This is a genomic window from Amphritea japonica ATCC BAA-1530 (genome assembly GCF_016592435.1).
GTDB classification, from domain to species: domain Bacteria; phylum Pseudomonadota; class Gammaproteobacteria; order Pseudomonadales; family Balneatricaceae; genus Amphritea; species Amphritea japonica.
In genome coordinates, this window is sequence record NZ_AP014545.1 from 736,606 (window position 1) to 760,130 (window position 23,525).

Sequence of the window (23,525 nt, forward strand, 5' to 3'; positions counted from 1 at the left end):
ATCAGGGATGAAAACTAACGGGCACAGAATATTCTCTGTGCCCGTAAAACGTTAAAGGGATTTGCTCCATGGAATGGAAACTAAAGCCGCTCGTACAAGTTATTAAAGCGTTTAGTGCGACAAGTGTTGGTACTGTCATGTTGCTCAACGGTGCTCAGGCGTCAGTTGACGATTTTGCAGTGACGCTTGGTGCAGGAAACATCGCTATACCTGATAACAATACCAACATTGTTACCCAGACTAGTAAAGTGATGATCGCGACTGTGAGTCGATTGGATCTAACCAGTAATGAATTGTTGCAACACAATGCCCAGCTTTCCGGATCATCCGTTCTGTATAAGATCCAGGATGTAAAAGCGTCTGATATCCAGGGGCGGATTGAGGGAAATGCAAACCTCAAACTAATGGTATTACAAAACCGTAATGGGATGGTGTTCGGTCCTGACTCGACGGTCAATGTTAACTCCTTCGTAGCGACCACCCTTGATATTGACGATACAGCTTTCCAGACCGGGCAGTTGCTCATGGATGCGAATGGCAGTACCGGTGTAATTGTAAACCAGGGGTTGATTCAGGCGGCAACCGGCGGATCAGTCGTGCTGGTGGCGGGCCAGGTTGAAAACCAGGGCGTTATTCTGGCAGAAAAAGGCCGTGTTGAACTCGCTTCCGGTAGTGCGGTAACTATCGATTTTGATGGTGATGGCTTACTGCAGTTGCGTGTGGATGAGGCAACTTCATCCGGTACTGGTGATGCTGTCACAAATACTGGGTTGATCGAAGCGAATGGTGGTGAAGTCTATCTAACTGCTAAAGCCGCGCGGGATGTCTTTACCCGTGTTGTGAACAATAGCGGTGTGATTCGGGCCGGTGGCGTTGAGAATCAGGATGGGGTTATCCGCTTGGTTGGTGAGGGTGGTGATACCTTTAACAGCGGTAGTTTGATCGCTAATTCAGCCGATGGTCGGGGTGGGGTTATCGATGTGCTCGGTGAACGAGTCGCCCTAACCGGCAATGCCCTTATTGATGCCTCAGGTAAAACAGGAGGTGGCCAGGTGCGGATTGGCGGGGATTATCAGGGAAGCAACCCGGATATCACCAATGCCTCCGATACGTTTGTGGGTTCGGAAGTTGAAATCAAAGCTGATGCTACAGATAGCGGTGATGGTGGCCGGGTGATTGTCTGGGCTGATAACCGTACCAACTATCAGGGCGAAATTAGCGCCAGAGGCGCTGGGAATAACGGAAACGGTGGATTTGCCGAGGTGTCCGGTAAACAGTCGTTGAGCTTTACCGGTGATGCTGATCTGGGCGCTGAAAACGGTAGTAATGGCCAGTTATTGCTTGATCCTGAAAATCTTAGCATTGTAGCGGATGACGGTATTGCTCCAGGTCTTCCGGGGATTGATGAAACTGATTTTGAGTTTTCTGGAACAACGAATAGCATCGATAACGATACTATTACTAAACTGCTTTTAACTACAGATCTGACTCTGCAGGCCCATGATGATATTACAGTTGCTGTCGGAGTCAGTATTGATACCGGCAATAGCCTGACGTTAGAAGCGGGCGATGATATTCATATCAATGCAACTATCAGTAATACAGGTAGTGGTGATCTGCGTTTTATAGCAGGTTCTGCAAGTGCAGCGCCTGTTAATCCTGACGGGGATGCTCAGATTGTATTAGGGGCTGATGTTTCTAGCCTCGGCAATCAGACCTACGATGGAGCTATCATCCTGAGTGACGATGTAGCACTTACCGCAACTGGAATGGGAAGTGCGGTAAACCTGAATGGCACAATGGATGGACTACAGAATCTGGTAGTGACTGGTACGTTAAACAGTGCCGGTGCGGTTGATATTAATGACTTGAGCGTCAGTTCAGATGCAACGCTGTCCTCCACCGTGAAGGCAGGTTCAATCGGCATTGATGGTAACGTGATCATCAATGATGTGGTGACCGCTGATAGTCTGGCTGTGACCGGGACGACTGATCTGGCTGCTGATGTGACCACCACAGGCACGCAGAACTACACCGGCACGGTATCCCTGACGAACGGAGTTACCCTGACAGGCACTACCGTGACTGCTAATGGAGTGACCGGGGTGCATAACCTGACAGTGGCCGGTGATGCCGATTTGAATGGAGCGGTATCAGTCAATGATCTGAGTGTCAGTGGCGATGCCGCCTTCGCCTCCACACTGGATGCAGATGCAGTAACTGTTGGCGGTAATGCTTCTATTGGTGATACAGCAACCGTAGATAGTCTGGACATTACCGGGACGACTGATCTGGCTGCCGATGTGACCACCACAGGCACTCAGAACTATACCGGCGCGGTATCCCTGACGAACGAAGTTACCCTGACAGGCACTACCGTGATCGCTAACGCAGTGACCGGGGTGCATAACCTGGCAGTGGCCGGTGATACCGATCTTAATGGAGCGGTATCCGTTAATGATCTGAGTGTCAGTGGCGATGCAGCCTTTGCCTCTACACTGGATGCAGATGCAGTAACCGTTGGTGGCAATGCAATGGTTGGTGGCACAATTACAGCGGATAGCCTGAACATCACTGGTACCACCGATCTGGGGGCTGATGTTACGAGCACAGGGGACCAAACCTACGGTGGCAATACCACCCTGAGCAGCGATGTGGTACTGACGGCAACCGGCATGGGCAGTGCGGTAAACCTGGGTGGCACAGTGGATGGTGCTCAGCGATTGGAGCTGAATGCTGACGGTATTAATCTCTCGGGTGATGTGGGAGGGACCACTGCGCTGACAGAAATTGTCTTTGATAAAGCGGTTGCGCTGGGCGTGGATATCACCGCGGGTGTCCAGAGCTTTCTGAACAGCCTGACGCTGAGCGACCATGTTACTTTGACCGGTGGTGTCTCGACGCAGTCAATTGCAGGGTCACAGAATCTGGTAGTGACTGGCACGCTTAACAGTGTCGGTGCCGTTGATATTAATGACCTGAGCGTCAGTTCAGATGCAACGCTGTCATCCACCGTGAATGCAGGCTCAATCGGTATTGGTGGTAATGCGATCATCAGTGATGTGGTGACCGCTGATAGTCTGGCTATTACCGGGATGACTGATCTAGGTGCTGATGTTACTACCAATGCCGATCAGACCTACGTCGGCAATACCACCCTGAGCAACGATGTGGTACTGACGGCAACCGGCATGGGTAGTGCGGTAAACCTGGGTGGAACAGTGGATGGTGCTCAGCGACTGGAGCTGAATGCTGAGGGCATTAACCTCTCCGGTGATGTGGGAGGGACCGCCGCACTGACAGAAATCGTCTTTGATAAAGCGGTTGCGCTGGGCGTGGATATAACAGCGGGTGTCCAGAGCTTTCTGAACAGCCTGACGCTGAGCGAGCATGTTGCCTTGACTGGTGATGTCTCGACGCAGTCAATTACAGGGCCACAGAATCTGATGGTTACTGGCACGCTTAACAGTGTCGGTGCCGTTGATATTAATGACCTGAGCGTCAGTTCAGATGCAACGCTGTCCTCCACCGTGAATGCAGGCTCAATCGGTATTGGAGGTAATGCGATCATCAATGATGTGGTGACTGCTGGTAGTCTGGCTATTACCGGAACGACTGATCTGGCTGCCGATGTGACGACTACGGGCACTCAGAACTATGTTGGCGTGGTAACTCTGGCTAATGGGGTAACCCTAGCCGGGACCACTGTTACAGCTAATGCGGTGACCGGGGCGAATAATCTGACAGTGACAGGTGATGCCGACCTGAATGGAACGGTGATGGTTCGTGACCTGGCAGTCAGTGGCGATGCAGCTTTTGCATCTACGCTCATTACGGACCTGTTAACGGTCGGCGGTAATGCCGTGATCGAAGGTGCCATTCTCGCTGATAGTCTGTCCATCGGCGGTATGACTAATTTAGGTGCGGATGTCACTACGGACACTACGCAAACCTACGGCGGAGATGTAAGCCTGACCGGTGATTCGACGCTAACCGGCTCAGCAGTGAACTTTAATGGGGCCGTGGATGGTCATCATCAACTCATCCTGAATGCGGTTGTTAATCTGTCGGACGATGTAGGAACCACGGAAGAGTTGAGTGAGATTGTCTTTACTAAGGCAGCTGATCTGGCTGTGGATATCTATGCCGACATGCAAACCTATATGGGTAACTTGACCCTTAGTGATAACGTTATCCTGACCGGTAATGTTGGTACTCAGTCAGTTACCGGGCTGCATAATCTGACGGTTAACGGCGTACTGAACAGTGCCGGTGCGGTTGATGTTCATGATCTGACAATCAGTACAGATGCCATCTTTGGTTCGACGGTCACTGGCGATGCGATCAGTATCGGCGGCGATGCAGTTATTACCGATCTGGTGACGGCGGACAGTCTGGATATCGCCGGAACTACAGCTCTGGCCGCTAATGTCACCACCAGTGGTACGCAGAACTATACCGGTGCAGTGGCACTGAATAACGACGTGATCCTGACAGGAACGACGGTTACCGCTAATGCTGTCACCGGTGCACATAACCTTACCTTGGCTGGTAATGCCGATATTAACGGTGTGATGGATGTGAATGATCTGTCGGTTAGCGGTGCGGCGACGTTTGCTGCCGCCCTTTATGCTGACGCGATCAGTATTGGTGGCGCTGCCGAGTTTGATGGGGCAGTTATCGCAGATAGCCTGGCCGTTACCGGCAATACAAATACTGCTGCAGATATCACCACAACCGCGACGCAAAACTATGGTGGCACCCTTGTGTTAACGGACGCCGTTACTCTGATGGCCACTACCGTCACAACTGAGGCAATCAGTGGCGCCCACAACCTGACGGTGACTGGCAGTGCGGATATCAATGGGGCTGTTGCGGTCAATGACCTGTCGGTCAGTGGTAATAGTGCATTTGCCACCACCGTCAATGCAAAAGCTATGACACTTAATGGTACTGCAAGTTTTAATGGTGCAGTCACCGCAGATAGTCTGGTAATCAGCGGCGCTGCTGATTTGGGTGCCGATGTGACTACTACGGGCACGCAACATTACATCGGTGCCGTCAGTCTGCTGACTGACCTGAATCTAACCGGCAGCAAGGTTATGACCAACGCCCTCACGGGTGCGCATAACCTAACGGTAAGCGGTATAGCGGAGATCAATGACGCGGTAAATATCAGTGATCTTACCGTTAGTGAGGATGCAAGCTTTGCTTCGACTGTGACAGCGAATGCAATCAGTATCGGCGGTGACGCGGTTGTTAGCGATGTAGTGTCAGCCAGTAGTCTGGATATCATCGGTAGTACTGGTCTAGGTGCGAATGTTACGACCATTGGTACGCAGAACTATACCGGTGCGGTAACCCTGACCAACGGGGTTACTCTGGCGGGCACTGCGGTCACCATGAATACCGTCACCGGTGCCCAGAATCTTACCGTAAACGGTGAGGCCGATATCAACGGAGTTATGAATGTTAATGATCTTTCGGTTACTGGTGCAGCGGCGTTTGCGACAGCCCTGTATGCCGATGCGATCAGCATTGGCGGCGCTGCCGAGTTTGAGGATGCGGTAATTGCTGACAGCCTGACAGTCACCGGCAGTACAAATACTGCAGCAGATATCACCACAACCGCTGCGCAAAACTATAATGGAGCCGTTTCACTTACGGATGCCGTTACGCTGACGGCAACCACCGTCACAACTAATGCTATTAATGGAGCCCATAACCTAACAGTCACCGGTGATGCGGATATCAATGGAGCTGTTGCAGTCAATGACCTTACTGTTAGTGGTGATAGTGCATTCGCCTCCACCCTGAATACAGACGTCATCAGTATCGGCGGCGACGCTATCATCAATGACATCGTGACCGCCGACAGCCTGGATATCACCGGTACGAGCAGCATCGGAGCAAACATAACTACCACTGGTACTCAGAACTATACCGGCGCGATAACTCTGGCTAATGGGGTAACCCTAGCCGGGACCACTGTTACAGCTAATGCGGTGACCGGGGCGAATAATCTGACAGTGACGGGTGATGCCGACCTGAATGGAACGGTGATGGTTCGTGATCTGGCAGTCAGTGGCGATGCAGCTTTTGCATCTGCGCTCATTACGGACCTGTTAACGGTCGGCGGTAATGCCGTGATCGAAGGTGCCATTCTCGCCGATAGTCTGTCCATCGGCGGTATGACTAATTTAGGTGCGGATGTCACTACGGACACTACGCAAACCTACGGCGGAGATGTAAGCCTGACCGGTGATTCGACGCTAACCGGCTCAGCAGTGAACTTTAATGGGGCCGTGGATGGTCATCATCAACTCATCCTGAATGCGGTTGTTAATCTGTCGGGCGATGTAGGAACCACGGAACAGTTGAGTGAGATTGTCTTTACTAAGGCAACTGATCTGGCTGTGGATATCTATGCTGACATGCAAACCTATATGGGTAACCTGACCCTTAGTGACAACGTTATCCTGACCGGTAATGTTGGTACTCAGTCAGTTACCGGACTAAATAATCTGACGGTTAACGGCGTACTGAACAGTGCTGGTGCGGTTGATGTTCATGATCTGACAATCAGTACAGATGCCATCTTTGATTCGACGGTCACTGGCGATGCGATCAGTATCGGCGGCGATGCAGTTATTACCGATCTGGTGACGGCGGACAGTCTGGATATCGCCGGAACTACAGCTCTGGCCGCTAATGTCACCACCAGTGGTACGCAGAACTATACCGGTGCAGTGGCACTGAATAACGACGTGATCCTGACAGGAACGACGGTTACCGCCAATGCGGTCACCGGTGCACATAACCTTACCCTGGCTGGTAATGCCGATATTAACGGTGTGATGGATGTGAATGATCTGTCGGTTAGCGGTGCGGCGGCGTTTGCTGCCGCCCTTTATGCTGACGCGATCAGTATTGGTGGCGCTGCCGAGTTTGATGGGGCAGTTATCGCAGATAGCCTGGCCGTTACCGGCAGTACAAATACTGCTGCAGATATCACCACAACCGCGACGCAAAACTATGGTGGCCCCCTTGTGTTAACGGACGCCGTTACTCTGATGGCCACTACCGTCACAACTGAGGCAATCAGTGGTGCTCACAACCTGACGGTGACCGGTAATGCGGATATCAATGGGGCTGTTGCGGTTAATGATCTGTTGGTCAGTGGGGATAGTGCATTCGCCTCCACCGTCAATGCAAAAGTTATGACACTTGATGGTACTGCGCTGATCAATGGTGTTGTCACTGCGGACAGCCTGGTCATCAATGGTACAGCTGATTTGGGGGCGGATGTAACCACCACGGGCGCGCAACATTACATCGGTGCCGTCAGTCTGCTGACTGACCTGAATCTAACCGGCAGCAAGGTTACAACCAATGCCCTCACGGGCGCTCATAACCTGACGGTAACCGGTGTAGCAGATATTAATGATGCGGTGAATATCCGTGACCTGACTGTTAGCGAGGATGCAACTTTTACTTCCACAGTGACAGCCAGTGATATCAGTATCGGTGGTGATGCTGTCATTAACGATGTAGTGGTAGCCGATAGTCTGAGTGTCGCGGGTACTTCGGATCTGGCCGCGGATGTTACCACCAGTAGTACGCAGAGCTATACCGGTGCGATGGCATTGAACAACGACGTGATTCTGACGGGAACGACGATTACCACCGATGCTGTCACCGGTGCACATAATCTTATCCTGGCCGGTAATGCCTATATTAACGGTGTAATGAATGTTAATGATCTCTCTATTACTGGTGCAGCGGCGTTTGCTACCGCCTTGTATGCCGATGCGATCAGCATTGGCGGTACTGCTGATTTTGACGGTGCGGTAAGTGCGGATAGTCTGGCTATCACCGGTAATACCCATGCCGGAGCAGATATCACTACCATAACTGTTCAAAACTATAATGGCGCCGTTGTCCTGACTGACGCTATTACTCTGAAGGCAACCACCGTCACGACTAATGCTATTAATGGAGCTCATAACCTGACGGTCACCGGCAATGCGGATATCAACGGGGCTGTTGCGGTTAATGATTTATCGGTAAGCGGTAATAGCACATTCGCTGCCATCGTGAATGCGGACACGATCGACATTGGTGGCAATGCGATCATCAATGAAGTTGTGACTGCACACAGTCTGGATATCGCTGGAACAAGCAGTATCGGAGCCGATATAACCACTACAGGTACTCAGAACTATACCGGTGCGCTAGCCCTGACCGATGGAGTGACTTTAGCGGGTACTACTGTCACCGCTAATTCAGTGACCGGAGCGCATAATCTCAGCGTAAGTGGTAATGCTGATCTGAATGGGCGTGTGATTGTTAGCGATCTTATCGTTAGTGGTGATGTGGTGATCGAGGGTGCTATTCTGGCCGACAGTCTGTCCATCGGTGGTATGACTGATTTAGGTGCGAATGTCACTACGGACACTACGCAAACCTACGGCGGAGATGTAAGCCTGACCGGTGATTCGACGCTAACCGGCTCAGCAGTGAACTTTAATGGGGCCGTGGATGGTCATCATCAACTCATCCTGAATGCGGTTGTTAATCTGTCGGGCGATGTAGGAACCACGGAACAGTTGAGTGAGATTGTCTTTACTAAGGCAACTGATCTGGCTGTGGATATCTATGCTGACATGCAAACCTATATGGGTAACCTGACCCTTAGTGACAACGTTATCCTGACCGGTAATGTTGGTACTCAGTCAGTTACCGGGCTGCATAATCTGACGGTTAACGGCGTACTGAACAGTGCCGGAGCGGTTGATGTTCATGATCTGACAATCAGTACAGATGCCATCTTTGATTCGACGGTCACTGGCGATGCGATCAGTATCGGCGGCGATGCAGTTATTACCGATCTGGTGACGGCGGACAGTCTGGATATCGCCGGAGCTACAGCTCTGGCCGCTAATGTCACCACCAGTGGTACCCAGAACTATACCGGTGCAGTGGCACTGAATAACGACGTGATCCTGACAGGAACGACGGTTACCGCCAATGCGGTCACCGGTGCGCATAACCTTACCCTGGCTGGTAATGCCGATATTAACGGTGTGATGGATGTGAATGATCTGTCGGTTAGCGGCGCAGCGGCGTTTGCTACCGCCCTTTATGCTGACGCGATCAGTATTGGTGGCGCTGCCGAGTTTAAGGGGACCGTCATCGCAGATAGCCTGGCCGTTACCGGCAATACAAATACTGCTGCAGATATCACCACAACCGCTACACAAAACTATGGCGGTGCGCTTGTCCTAATGGATGGTGTCACACTGACAGCGACGACTGTTACAGCCGAGGCTATCAGTGGCGCCCACAACCTAGCAGTCACCGGCAATGCTGATATCAATGGGGCTGTTGCTGTCAATGACCTGTCGGTCAGTGGTAATAGTGCATTTGCCTCCACCGTCAATGCAAAAGCTATGACACTTGATGGTACTGCGCTGATCAATGGTGTTGTCACCGCGGACAGCCTGGTCATTAATGGTACAGCTGATTTGGGAGCGGATGTAACCACCACGGGCACGCAACATTACATCGGTGCCGTCAGTCTGCTGACTGACCTGAATCTAACCGGCAGCAAGGTTATGACCAACGCCCTCACGGGTGCGCATAACCTAACAGTAACCGGTATAGCGGAGATCAATGATGCGGTTAATATCAGTGATCTTACCGTTAGTGAGGATGTAACCTTTGCTTCCACTGTGACCGCCAGTGCAATCAGTATCGGTGGTGACGCTGTCATTAACGATATCGTTATTGCCGATAGTCTTTTTGTTGGCGGAGCGGCTGAACTGTATAACCACGTGGAGACTATAGGTGATCAAACAGTCGTAGGGTCAGTGAATCTGATGGATAGCCTTTCATTAAAGGGCTCCGATATAAGACTGGGCCTGGTAGATGGGGGTTATACACTGGCGGTTAACAGTGATCAGTTTACATCTGGAGGTATCGGGCAGAATAGCACTCTAACAGGATTGGAGGTGGTCGCTCAAACAGGGATCAACTTACTAAAGGTAACTGTTGATGGTGATGTAGAGTTAACCGCAGTGTCTGGGGATATTGTTGGTCATCAAAGGATGCAGGTTACGGGGCATCTGTCGGCGGATACCTCCGCTAATCTGCTATTGAAAGATGTAAGTAATGATTTTAATACGCTGAGTATTTCTGCGCAGAACGCTTCTATAGCAGAGCTCAACCGCCTGACGCTGAACAATGTATCTGTCTTAGGTAATCTGACGGTAACGGCAGGAAACAGTATCTTCGATGCGGGTGACCTGTTTATTGGCGGTAAAGGAACCTTTAAGGCTGATAATGAAATTGATTTGGGATCCTGGGGGTTGGTTGAGGAAACTCGTTTTGGTCAATTGGCTGTTTCCGGTTTGACTCAGACCCGAGCCAATAAAGTGACTGTGATAGAAGAAGATAGCATGCAGATTGCAATGGCAGCAGCGGATGATTTAACACTTATCTCAGAAGCGGGAAGTCTGGGATCTAATCTTGGTGTTACCCTCGATGTAAACGATAATTTGAGCTTAGGAGTTCAGTCTACTGAAAGTATTGGTGCAGCAAATAATCCGATTGATTTTACCTTTGCGGGAGACTATGCCTCTTCAACTCTGAGCCTGAAAGGGGCGGATGCGTATCTGACCGCTCAGGCAAGTTTACTGTCGGGCCAATTGAACACCAGCGGCTCTTCTGTCTTGTTCCGTTCGGCTCTGACGGATACAGCTTTATCAGCGAGTATGATTGACTTTCTGAACTATCTGTTTGGTGCTGATGATGCTTTGTTTAACGAGTTTGTCATTATCTTTGATGTAAAAAGTGATGGTGTACAGTTACCAGAGGATCAGCAAGACGATATTTTTGCTTACCTTGATAAGGGTGGGAGAACCGTTGGTTATGTGCGTCAAACCGAAAAATTTAAACAACTCTTTGATCTCTGGCAAAAATACGATAGTGTTTTCACGTTAACCGTGCCACAGCGTGATACTATCGCTGCTGGTAAACGTTTTGCCCAGGGATAGGCAGATAAATAAAAAGGATTTTGAAATGCTTCCGATGTTCTATCAGCAACTGAGTGCTGTCAGTTCTGCTCATCATAACGACTTTAATGTCGATATCGCCGATTACAGCTTTGCTGCTGCGGCTAATACCATTCCTGTCGGTCTCTCCGAGTTCGGTCAGTTACTGTTCCACTACCCAATTGTTTTTATGTCTGCTGAAAATGGCTATGTTCCGGTCGCTGTAGTTGGTACCGAGGCCGGTGAAAACCTGTTTGTCGATGGACAGGGACAGTGGCTTGCGTCGTACCTGCCCGCCTATGTCCGTCGCTATCCGTTTACGGTTGCCAGTGTTTCTGATCAGAACAGTACGCTGACGGTGTGTATCGACGAGAGCTATTCTGGCTGTAACCGAGAAGGACGGGGAGAAGCATTATTCACGGATGCCAATGAGCAGACGGACTATCTGCAAAAAACCAGTCAGTTTTTGCAGCAGTTTGAACTGGATTTCAGGCGCAATAAGATTTTTACAGACAAACTTACCGACCTGGGATTGCTTGAATCTACAGAAGCGACATTCATCGCTGAAGAAACGGGTAAAGGCCGTAAACTGGATGGTTTTTTTGTTGTTAACCGTGAACGCCTTAAAAAACTGAGCGCCACAGATTTGGATGAGTTAAATCGTTCCGGTGCACTAGAGCTGATCTATCAGCACCTGGCTTCGCTAAGCCGATTCTCTCATCTGTTTAATACCTGAATTTCTTATGGGAATTATGGAGCAAGACTGGGCAGAAAAGCTCGCTACAACGCTAATCAGTGCATCCTCGCCAACCGGTAGGGATGTCCAGCACGATGATATTTATAATGAGCTGGATGATGAGATAAAGAAAGGCGAAGGGATTGATATTCAACCGATTGACTGGACTCGTGTTCAGGTTTTATCGGAAACGATCCTGCGGGAGCATTCGAAAGATCTCCGCGTAGCTAGTCGACTAAGTGTTGCTCTTTTTTATCGTCATGGCTTTGCGGGTTTGCATAGTGGTTTCGCATTATTAGCATCGATGTTGGAAGCAGACTACTGGGATGATATCTATCCTGCCCGACTTAAAAAGCCAAATAAATTGCGGGCTGCTGCGTTTGAATGGATGCTTAAAAAGCTGGAGCGGCCATTCTCTGAAGTTGAAGTTAACGAAGATATTGCTACTGATATTGTCCGTAGTAACGAACAGTTTAAGCGTTTAGAACAGGCGGCTAACAAACGGTTAGGCGATGATGCCCCTTTTCTGTTCGAATGTAAAAATCAACTCAGCAGCTTCTGTCGGGATGCTGAATTCATTCTGGCCGAACAGAATAAAGTTCAGGAACAGAGCATCTCAGAAGAAAAAGCTGAGGCTAAGGTAGAGCAGGTCGTTGCGTCAAAACCATTGGCAGAGACAGCACAGTCTTCCAGCCAGCCTAAGCCCCGGCCTAATACAACAGCTAATCAGGTAGAGCAGGTTAAAGCTCAGCCCCAGTCTGTTACTTCGACAGCCGATATAGAAAAAGCGCTGACAACAAATAATCGAACTGTGGATAAGATCTGCCAGTTGCTGCGTCAGCAGCGCATCACCGACCCTTACCCCTATCATCTGTTACGTACCAGTACCTGGATGATTCTGGAAAAACTCCCTCCCAGTGGCGTGCTGCCGAAAATTCCATCAGACACTCGAATTCAGGAACTGCAGGCGCTTGAACAGGCCGGTAACTGGCAGCTATTAATTCAGGAATGTGAAAAAAGCTATGCCGGTGGAGCTATTTTCTGGCTGGGTTTACATCGACTGGTGTGCCGGGCATTACAGGAGCTTGATGCCCCTGATGCAGCGGCCGTAGTTATGCACAATGTTAGTCATTTACTTATACGATTCCCTGATTTTATTAGTCGTAAGTTTGCCAATGGAGAGGGGTTTGTTGATCCGTTGACGCAGGCCTGGGTCGAGACTGGATTAAGTTCAGTCGGTGGCGCTGGCGCTACCGATTCTAATACTGCTGATACGTCGGCCTGGGATGCGGCATACGGTGAAGCTAAACAAGCAGCTTTAAAAGGGCAGTTTGATCAGGGGCTACAACTACTAACGACAGGTGCCGCTCAGGCAGAAGGCGAGCGACAGCGTGTTTGGTGGCAGTTGCAACAAGCTCAGTTTTGTTTCGATGCAGGGCATCTGGATGTTGCAATACCGCAATTAAAATCTCTTGTTCAATCGTTGCAGGAAAGAGGCCTGGAGCGGTGGGAACCGGAATTATATCTGAATGTAATAAAGCTTCTGCTGAGCGGTCACGGTCAGAAACAAGCAAAGCAGAAATATACCAAAGAGCAGCAGGACGAAGTGGATCAGTTAAAAATGGTGTTATGCCTGATGGATCCGCTGAGTGCGCTGGCACTATAAATTAGAAAGGATGAAGGCTCATGGCTAAAGATGGATCAGTGGCACCCAAGGAGCGGATCAACATCGTCTATAAACCGGCGACAGGTGATGCTAAGGAAGATGTCGAGCTGCCAAACAAGGTAGTAATGGTGGGTGATTATACTCTGCGGGAAGAGGAAGAAGACCTTCAGGATCGTGAGCTGATCGATATTAATAAGGACAACTTTTCTGATGTGATGGCCAGTCAGCGTCTGAATGTTCAGATGACGGTGCCGAATAAGTTGTCCGGTGAGGAGGATGCAGAGATGTCTGCTTCTTTAACCTTCAATAACCTCCGTGATTTCGAGCCTGAGTCTGTTGTTAAGCAAGTGCCAGAACTAGCAAAACTGCTCGAACTTCGCGAAGCGCTTTCGTTTTTGAAAGGACCATTGGGCAACGTTCCTGCCTTTAGAAAGCAGATCGAAGAGTTGCTGGGTGATGATGATTCCCGTCAGAAACTGATGGCTGAATTAGGTATTGAAGAATAGTAACTGCGTCGCTGAAGTAGAACGCTGAACCAGGAAGTAAGGGATTAAATTATGTCAGAACAGGAACAGATTGCCGTTCAAGGCGCAGTTGCGGTAACAGAAGAGAGCTCTCTGCTTGATCAGATCATGCAGCAGACCAATATGAAAACCGGTGATGAAGCCTATGATGTTGCCTCAAAAGGGGTGCAGGCTTTTATTGCAGAAATTCTAAAATCTGGTGAGAAGAGCGATCGCATCCGTAAACAGCTGGTCGATGAAATGATCGCATCTATTGATGAAAAGCTGAGCTTGCAGGTGGATCAAATTCTTCACGAAGACAATTTTCAGAAGATGGAATCGGCCTGGCGAGGCCTTAAGTTTGTCGTGGATCGTACCGATTTTCGTGAGAATAACCGGATTCAGCTATTAAATGTATCGAAAGAAGATCTGGCTATGGATTTTGAAGATGCATCTGATATTACCGAATCTGGTCTGTATAAGAAAATTTATACCGCTGAATTCGGTCAGCATGGTGGTGAACCGGTTAGTGCAATGATCGCCAACTATGAGTTTGATCACAGCTCTCCGGATATTAGCCTGATGCAAAGTGTTGCCAGTATCGCAACGATGTCCCATGCCCCTTTCATTGCCGCTGCAGCACCTGAATTCTTTGGCGTGGATGACATCCAGAAACTGCCAAATCTGAATGATATAGCCTCAATTTTTGAAGGCCCGCAGTACGCTAAATGGCGTTCGTTCCGTGATAGTGAAGATGCCCGTAGTCTGGGTCTGACAATGCCGCGTTTCTTGCTGCGTCTGCCTTATGATGAGCGGGATAATCCGGTGAAGGCATTCAAATATAATGAAAGTATCTCCGGTGATCATCAGAACTACCTGTGGGGTAATACTTCGTTTTCATTCGCTTCACGTTTAACTGAAAGCTTTGCTAAGTATCGTTGGTGTCCGAACATTATCGGTCCGCAGAGCGGTGGTGCCGTTGAAGATCTGCCGTTGCATCAGTATGAAGCGATGGGCCAGATTGAAACAAAAATCCCGACAGAAGTGCTGGTCTCAGACCGTCGTGAGTTTGAATTGGCTGAAGCCGGTTTTATCCCGCTGACCTTCCGTAAGGGCAGTGACAATGCCGCTTTCTTCTCAGCGAATTCTACTCAGAAGCCTAAGTTCTTTGGTGTTAGCAAAGAGGGTAAGCAGGCCGAGATGAATTATAAGCTGAGTACTCAGCTGCCTTATATGTTCATTGTTAACCGTCTGGCGCATTACATCAAAGTACTGCAGCGGGAAAATATTGGTAGCTGGAAAGAGCGTAACGATCTGGAAGAGGAACTGAACGTCTGGATCCGTCAGTTTGTTGCCAATCAGGATGGTGCCAGTGCTGATGTCCGCAGCAAGCGGCCTTTGCGTGAAGCCTCTATTCAGGTAGCAGATGTCGAAGGTGAGCCTGGGTTTTACAAGGTCTCTCTGCATGTTCGTCCTCATTTCAAGTATATGGGTGCTGATTTTACTTTGTCCCTGGTGGGCAAGCTGGATAAGACCTAATCCGTTAGTTGTGCTTGATGAAACCGCTCTCTTTAGAGAGCGGTGAGGATAATTGTTATGTTGCATTACACCCTTCTTCAGCGTGTTGCGCTGGGTGATGAGGGGGCAAAGCAGTCTCTGGATGTCAATGAAGATAAGCTGCGTAAATCAGTGCAGATGCATCTGCAGAATATGTTCAATGTCCGTCAGGGTAGTGTTGCCGCGCTCGATGACTATGGGTTGCCCGACTTTAATGATTTGGATATGAGTAGCGGTTATATGAAAGCGGTGACCGATATGCGTAAAGCGATAAAACTATCACTGGAAAAGTATGAGCCGCGTCTTGAACGGATCAGGGTGCGGTATCTGCAAAATGATGAAAACCCGCTCGATCTTCGATTTGAGATTAACGCACATATGGCTATTCCTGATTGTCCGGTCAGGGTCAAATTTCAAACCATGATGGCAAGTGACGGCCTTTGTAAGGTGGTTGCCTAGAATGGCGTTTAATAAATACTACCAGGATGAGCTGTCCTATCTGAGAGATATGGGCTCGGAGTTTTCTCGTCAGAACCCGGGGTTAGCTAAATTCCTCTCCGAGGAGGGTAATGATCCCGATGTTGAGCGTTTGTTTGAGGGGGTTTCCTTTCTCACAGGTCGATTACGACAAAAGCTGGATGATGAACTGCCCGAGGTTACTCATGCTCTGTTGGGACTGCTCTGGCCGCACTATCTCAGGCCATTGCCTTCGATGAGTGTGCTGGAGTTTAAGCCGATAGAGAACGCATTGATTGAAGGTAAGCGTATCGCTCGGGGAGAAGAGGTTCAGTCGGTAGAGGTGGAGAACACCAGTTGTCGGTTTCGTAGTTGTTATGACGTTGACATTTATCCTATTGAACTTCAACAGGTAACTGCGATGAATCAGAGTGATGGCGCGTCGCTAACACTGGGCTTTCAGCTTGAACCGGGGGCCGCATCTGAAAATCTGGGCCTGGATACCCTGCGACTCTTTCTGCATGGCGATCGGGAGATGCACATCAGTCAGGGGCTCTATCTTTGGCTGTTCCGCTACCTGGATCAGGTTGAACTGACGGTGCAGTTACGTTCCGGTGAGCAAACAAAGGTTAGGTTGGGGCCGAAAGCTGTTTCTCCGGTTGGCTTTGCTGATGATGAGGCATTACTTCCTTACAGTAACCGTTCGTTCAATGGCTACCGTTTGCTGCAGGAATACTTCAGCCTACCGGAGAAGTTTCTCTTCGTGGATGTAAAAGGTTTGGGCGAGCATCTACAGCAACCGATGATTGAATCTTTTAGTCTGAAGTTTCAGTTTAATCGCCAGTTTGATTCACAGCTGCGGCTACAGAATAATCATATAAGACTGTTCTGTACGCCCATTATAAATCTGTTCAGTGCTGATGCCGATCCTATTCGGGTGGATCATCGTCGCCTGGAGTATATGGTCAGGCCGAGTCATGATAATCAGGAGCATATCGAGCTATTCTCGATCGATCATGTAAGCGGCAGTCAACGGGGGCAGAGCAAACGTTATGACTATCCAGCGTTTGAAAGCTTTGATCATGAGATACGTTCTGACAGCATGGATAAACAGGTTTTTTATTCCTTAAGGCGGCGCCTTTCTACGTTGCAGAGTGGTCTGGATAACTACATCAGTTTTGTCCATGTTGACAGTCAGGATACGGTGCCACCCACAGAAACTATCTCACTGGAGCTGACCTGTACTAACCGTAAGCTTCCTGAAGTATTACGAGCGGGTGATATTATTTACCCAACAGCAGACTCGGTAGAGTTTGCCTCTTTTCGTAATATCACACGGGTGACGAATGCTCTGCAGCCACCGCTACGTGAAGGCCTGCATTGGCAACTAATTTCCCAGATGGCGTTGCATTATCGTTCTTTATCGCGGTTAGATTCCCTGCGTACCCTGCTGGCTTGTTATGACTTCAGAGCGTTTTTCGATCGGCAGGCAGAGCGGGCCAGTCAGCAGATGCTGGAGGGTATTCAAAGTATCTCGACAGAGACCCGGGACCGGATTATCAAAGGGGTTCCCGTTAGGGCGCTGCAAACAAAGTTGCAGCTACGTGAGAGCAAGTTCGGAGCAAAAGGAATACAGGGTGAAAGTACCATGTTCCTGTTTGCCTCCGTGTTGAACGGCTTTTTCAGTCAGTACGCCAATATCAATGCACACCATGAGTTGGAAGTGGAAGGGCTGGATAACGGAGAGATCTATCGATGGCAGATTCAGAGCGGTCAGCATTTCTTACTCTGAGTAATGAATTGCAGCAGACGGCTCACAGCTTTGAGTTTTTCAAAGCGGTTAACCTGCTGGAATCATTACACGCTGGAGCAAAGGTGGGTCATCAAGGGCCCGTAGTAAAAGAAGGGGTTCGCTTTAAAGGGCATCCCAGTCTGGCATTTCCAGCCAGTGATATTGAGCATGCCGGGGTGAATCGACAGGGGCAGCTTGAGCTACAGAATAATTTTATCGGACTGTATGGGCCGGCTTCACCGCTTCCTGCTCATGTAACAGAGTCGATTATTTACGAGCAGATGCAGATTGAGAATCAGGAATTTATTGAGTATTTCCTGACCTCAGAGCAGCAGATCCGGGCACTGCGAGACCACCGGCTGGATATATCCAGTCTGGTCTTAGGCGCGGCGGAGTATAAACAGCAAATTCGTGCAGGCGTTCTCAGTGTTTATCCGCTGAGTAATGAAGAGCTGGTGCAGCTGCGCAGCGGTGAAAGTCCTGAAGAGTTATTGCCGGCTGCCGAATGGTACAGATTTAAAACAGGGCAGTTAGCATTACAGGTTTTTGAATTGCCTACGTCCAGACAGCGAGATTTTCTGGATCTGTTTAACCACCGCTTGACGGCTTTTTTATATCGGGTGTGGCACAAGTATCGACCATCGCTGCAGTATGAAGCAGCAGCCGAGAATGACTTCTCGGAGTGGATGTTTGCACTCATGGGCGCACCGGATCAGGCATCGCGGGCAGAATCTGCCATTAACTGGCCGCGTATGCTCGGATTTACCGGATTGATGGCGATGCAGGGTAACTCTGCCAGCGTGATGCGACAGGTGGTGAGTGGGTATTTCAACAATGTATCAGTGCAGATTATCGAGCATGTTGAACGCTGGGCAACAGTACCCGATGAGCAGCAGAACCGTTTAGGTCGGGGGCCTAGCCAACTGGGTGAAGATATTACACTGGGTGGGAGGGTAAAGGACTATAACAGTAAGTTTGTGGTACAGATGGGGCCTTTGGATTATCAGCAGTTTACCGATTTTTTGCCTAACGGTATTCATTATGCCGCACTGAAAGAGATGATACTGATGTTGATGCCAGAGCAACTCTGTTTCGATATTAAGTTGATTGTACAGGGGGATCAGGTACCTGAATGCAGCCTGGGTCTCGATGGTAGTTGTTATCTTGGCTGGACAGGTTGGCTGGGAAACCCGAATAGTAGTGATCGTGCAGTTATATTGCATGGGATTGGTTAACCGGTTCAGATTATAAAATACTGAACCGCAACAGGGACGTTAATGATGGAAAAGATTCAGCTTAAATCACTGGTCGGACGACTGAATAGTAATTGTACCCGGGCTTTAGAAGCTGCTGCTGGTCTTTGTGTGTCCCACAGTGGATATGAGGTTAATGTTGATCATTTCCTCATGAAGTTGCTGGAAGAGGAGAATGATCTGGCCCGGATTTTGGTGCACTTTGAGATCAATGTCGTTCACTTCGTAAAGAGGGTCCAACAGAGTATTGAACTGGAGCAAAAGGGCAATCAGAGCAAACCCGTATTTGCACAGTCATTAGTGGGATTGCTTGAAGATGCCTGGCTGATTGCATCCCTTGAGCTGGCTGCGCCTGAGGTCCGCAGTGGTCATCTGGTGATGGCGATACTGGCGAATCAGCGTCGCCATGGTATGGCCAGTTATGTCGATGATCTGAACAGCATCCCTTACGATGATCTCAAGGCTAATTATTTATCCATTACTGAAGGTTCCTGTGAGGTTGGTAGTGTTGCTAAAGGCAGTGTTGCTGCGGCGGTAGCCGAAGCCGATATGAGTGTTCTGGAAAAATTCTGTACCAACTTCACCGCTAAAGCCCGCGCGGGAGAGATTGATCCGGTGTTCTGCCGTGATGTAGAGATCCGTCAGATGATCGATATTCTGGGGCGTCGGCGGAAGAATAACCCGATCTGTGTGGGTGATGCGGGGGTGGGTAAAAGCGCTGTCGTTGAAGGGCTGGCGTTGAAAATAGCCCAGGGTGATGTACCGGAGATTCTGGCGGGAGTTGAGCTCTATGGCCTTGATCTGGGGTTGCTGCAAGCCGGTGCCAGTGTGAAAGGAGAGTTTGAAAACCGTTTGAACGGTGTGCTCAGCGCTATTAAGGCATCCCCCAAGCCGATTATTCTGTTTATCGATGAAGCCCATACGCTGATCGGTGCTGGCGGAACAGCAGGCAGTGGTGACGCAGCCAATCTGTTGAAACCTGCCCTAGCCAGGGGTGAGCTGCGGACTGTGGCAGCGACCACCTGGTCTGAGTATAAGAAATACTTTGAAAAAGACCCAGCGCTGGCGCGCCGTTTCCAATTAGTAAAGTTGGATGAGCCAACAATCGAACAAGCGGTAACTATTATTCGGGGATTACGTCAGACCTATGAAGCAGCCCACGGCGTTTATGTACGCGATGATGCGGTTGAAGCCGCAGCGAAAATGTCGTCCCGATATATCTCTGGTCGTCAGCTCCCGGATAAAGCGGTTGATGTATTAGATACCGCCGCCGCGCGGGTGAAAATCAGCATTACGGCCAAGCCGGATGCGATTGATGACCTTGAGCGTATGATTGAAACGCTGGAACGGGAGTCCCATGCACTGCAACGGGATATCGCCAGCGATGTATTAGAGGATGAAGGCCAGCTGGCGGATTTGGCCCAGCAGATAAGTGAGCGACAATCTGAACTTGATACGCTCTTAATTCAGTGGCAGACCGAACAGGAACTGGTGAACAGTATTGTTCAGCTGCGTCAGCAACTGGCACAGCATCGGGCTCTTAACGTCGAAAATCGATCAGAAGTTGATAGTTCAGAAACAGGTAGTTCAGAAACAGATAGTTTAGAAACAGATAGTTTAGAAACAGATAGTTTAGAAACTAATAGTGCTGAAATTGATGAGCAACAACTGCGTCGGGAAGTCAGTGATAAAATTGCCGCTCTGAACGAGTTACAACAAGATAATCCGCTGATCCATTATGAGGTATCTCCAGATGTTGTCGGTCGGGTGATTGCCGACTGGACCGGTATCCCTCTGGGTAAAATGGTGCGGGATGAGGCTCAGAGTGTCCTCAGTTTTAATCAGCAGCTGCAGCAACGAATCAAAGGGCAGAACCACGCGATAGACGCCATAGATCAGGGCATTCGGGCAGCTAAAGCCGGCGTGAATAATCCGGAAACGCCAACCGGCGTGTTTCTGTTTGTTGGTCCCAGTGGTGTCGGTAAAACAGAAGCGGCTATTGGTGTTGCTGATCAGCAGTTTGGTGGCGAGCGTTTTTTAACCTCAATCAATATGTCTGAATTTCAGGAAAAACACTCGGTCTCCCGCCTGATAGGCTCTCCCCCGGGGTATGTGGGTTATGGCGAGGGTGGGTTGCTTACTGAAGCGGTACGCCAGAAACCCTATTCAGTGGTGCTGCTGGATGAAGTGGAAAAAGCCGATCTGGAAGTGATGAATCTGTTTTATCAGGTGTTTGATAAAGGGATGCTTTCTGACGGAGAAGGGCAGCTGGTTAACTTCCGTAACACTATCGTATTCCTCACCTCAAATCTGGCCACCGATATTATTACCGACATGTGTGCTGATGGTCAGCGCCCCTCGAAAGAGGCGTTGATTGAGGCGATCCGTCCGGTACTCAGTGCTCATTTCAAACCGGCACTGCTGGCGCGGATGCAGATTGTGCCTTTCTATCCAATTGCTGCAGAAGTGATGGGCGATATTGTACGGATTAAACTGGATAAGGTGGTGCACAGACTGGCAGCAAGTCAAAAGCTGATGCTGCATTACAGTGACAGCGTGGTGGATGCTATTGCACAGCGTTGTACTGAGGTGGAAACCGGCGCTCGCAATATCGATCATATCCTTAACGGAACACTGCTACCGCAGATCGCAACGCAAGTGCTTGAGCGGATGTCGGATGAAACCCGTTATACCACTCTACTACTGGATATGGACGATAACGGTGGCTTTAAGCTTAGTTTTGGCAATGAGTATGATCCGCCGATTTATGAGCTGGAGCCGGTTTCATCAGTCAGAGAAGAGACTGACGAGAGCACCGTGACCGAAAATGATTGATTATGGGATTGAAGAATCGTTGCTGGCTCTGGAAGAACTGGTAAAGATCAATCTGAGTATTACCCGTGAGAAGAACCTGAATTTGTTGCTGGATAAGATTCTTACGGCGGCCCGTAAACTCACGGCTGCTGAAGCGGGTTGCATCTATATTCTGGATCGAACCAAACGCTACCTACATCCGGAAGTGGCTCAGGGCGAGTATCTGCATAACAGTGTTGTACCGCTTCAGAAAATCGATCTGAAGCCGGATCGTCGCCCGAATATGGAGGAGGTGGCTGCCTACGCGGCCCTCTCCGGTCAGATCGTTAATATCAGCGATGCATACAGCTATAGCGGCTTTAATTTTGATGATATCTATCACCGAGACCGACTGAGTGGTATTCGTACCCGGTCACTGATGGTGGTGCCTCTGACCGATTATGAAGGGGTTAGTCTGGGGGTGATGCAATTGTTTAACCGCCGGGTTAGTGACGCGGGGGATGTTGAACCCTTTCCGGATAAACTCGAAGGCTTTGTAAAAGCCTTTGCGGTACAGGCGGTAGTGGTTGCAGAAAATAATCGTCTGCTGGCTGAAAACCGTAATCTGATTGTTCAGCTGGATGAAACGAATCAGGTGCTCCAGATTGAGAACGAAGAGTTACGTAGCCGTATGAGCGGTAAGCTAAAAGTGGATGAAATTATTGGTCAGTCAGCTGCGATGCAACAGGTATTCAATCTGATTGAAAAGATCGCAGACTCAACGGCAACCGCGTTGATACAGGGAGAAACCGGCACAGGTAAAGAACTCATAGCCGCTTGTATCCATCGCAATGGCCCTCATCGTGATGGTCCGTTTATCCCGCAGAACTGTGCCGCACTGCCGGAAGAACTACTGGAAAGTGAGTTGTTTGGTTATCGAAAAGGGGCGTTCAGTGGTGCTACTCAACATAAGAAAGGCCTGATTGAAGCGGCTGAAGGCGGCACCCTGTTTCTCGATGAGATTGGGGACATGCCTTTAAAGCTTCAGGCCAAACTGCTGCGGGTATTGCAAGAACGGGAAGTTCGGCCGCTGGGGGCGCTGGAGAGTATCCCGGTTAATATCCGCATCTTGGCGGCAACCCATCAGGATCTGCCTAAGCTGATTAGCGAGGGAGGCTTCCGTGAAGATCTGTTTTACCGGCTCAACGTATTTCCAATCGAGTTGCCAGCGCTGCGGGAAAGGCGTGAAGATATTCCTGCACTGGCACATTACTTTATTGTTCAGTTTAGCGGGCAATACAACAAAGCGATCAGCGGTATTAAGCCTCAGGTACTGGATCTGATTCAGAGTCTTCCGCTACCGGGGAATATCCGTGAGCTGCGCAATATTATTGAGCGTGCGGTGTTGTTGGCAGAGCAGGATGGCGTGATAGAGCCACAGCACCTGCCGGGCTATGAATCCACCGATATACCGGTGACTCCCCTGGAGCAGGAATTGGAAGGTAGCGCCAGCTTGAAAGATATCATGGGGCGTCTTGAAGCCCGGGTGATTGCGCGGCATCTTCAGCGTCATAAAGGTAATCAGACCCGTACCGCTGATGCCTTAGGGGTGTCCCGCCGTTCACTGGTTGAGAAGCTGGGACGCTATAACCTGAGAGAAAATAGCTGTGAACTTAACTAATGGCATATGGTTTGCTTTAGATTAAGGCAGTAAA

Annotated in this window: 10 protein-coding genes; all 10 read left to right on the forward strand. The window is 49.6% G+C overall.

Going from position 1 to position 23,525, the window contains the following annotated elements; translation table 11 throughout:
* The first annotated feature begins 68 nt into the window (after positions 1-68).
* Genes AMJAP_RS03435 through AMJAP_RS03480 form a run of 10 tightly spaced genes read left to right on the forward strand, consistent with a single transcriptional unit; the run spans position 69 to position 23,491 of the window.
* Complete coding sequence (locus AMJAP_RS03435; protein ID WP_201356407.1) at positions 69-11,057, forward strand: filamentous hemagglutinin N-terminal domain-containing protein; 10,989 nt, start codon at positions 69-71, stop codon at positions 11,055-11,057.
* 25 nt (positions 11,058-11,082) lie between these two features.
* Positions 11,083-11,790, forward strand: a complete 708-nt coding sequence (locus AMJAP_RS03440) for a SapC family protein (protein ID WP_019622378.1) — start codon at positions 11,083-11,085, stop codon at positions 11,788-11,790.
* Between the two features lie 7 nt (positions 11,791-11,797).
* Positions 11,798-13,456, forward strand: coding sequence for a type VI secretion system protein TssA (gene tssA, locus AMJAP_RS03445; protein ID WP_083935381.1), 1,659 nt, complete (start codon positions 11,798-11,800; stop codon positions 13,454-13,456).
* Positions 13,457-13,476: 20 nt separating this feature from the next.
* The gene (gene tssB / locus AMJAP_RS03450) at positions 13,477-13,962 is read left to right on the forward strand and encodes a type VI secretion system contractile sheath small subunit (RefSeq protein WP_019622380.1); all 486 of its coding nucleotides are present in this window, start codon (positions 13,477-13,479) and stop codon (positions 13,960-13,962) included.
* A 51-nt stretch (positions 13,963-14,013) separates the two neighbouring features.
* A complete protein-coding gene (gene tssC / locus AMJAP_RS03455) occupies positions 14,014-15,498 on the forward strand; it encodes a type VI secretion system contractile sheath large subunit (protein ID WP_019622381.1) in 1,485 nt (494 codons plus the stop codon).
* Positions 15,499-15,555: 57 nt separating this feature from the next.
* Positions 15,556-15,975, forward strand: coding sequence for a type VI secretion system baseplate subunit TssE (gene tssE / locus AMJAP_RS03460; protein WP_019622382.1), 420 nt, complete (start codon positions 15,556-15,558; stop codon positions 15,973-15,975).
* Position 15,976: 1 nt separating this feature from the next.
* A complete protein-coding gene (gene tssF / locus AMJAP_RS03465) occupies positions 15,977-17,764 on the forward strand; it encodes a type VI secretion system baseplate subunit TssF (protein ID WP_019622383.1) in 1,788 nt (595 codons plus the stop codon).
* Positions 17,728-18,999, forward strand: a complete 1,272-nt coding sequence (gene tssG / locus AMJAP_RS03470) for a type VI secretion system baseplate subunit TssG (RefSeq protein ID WP_019622384.1) — start codon at positions 17,728-17,730, stop codon at positions 18,997-18,999. Before tssF ends, tssG begins: the two co-directional genes overlap by 37 nt.
* A 42-nt stretch (positions 19,000-19,041) precedes the next feature.
* Positions 19,042-21,852, forward strand: a complete 2,811-nt coding sequence (tssH, locus tag AMJAP_RS03475) for a type VI secretion system ATPase TssH (RefSeq protein ID WP_019622385.1) — start codon at positions 19,042-19,044, stop codon at positions 21,850-21,852.
* A complete protein-coding gene (locus AMJAP_RS03480; RefSeq protein WP_019622386.1) occupies positions 21,845-23,491 on the forward strand; it encodes a sigma-54-dependent Fis family transcriptional regulator in 1,647 nt (548 codons plus the stop codon). The genes tssH and AMJAP_RS03480 overlap by 8 nt, the downstream gene beginning before the upstream one ends.
* Positions 23,492-23,525 lie beyond the last annotated feature (34 nt).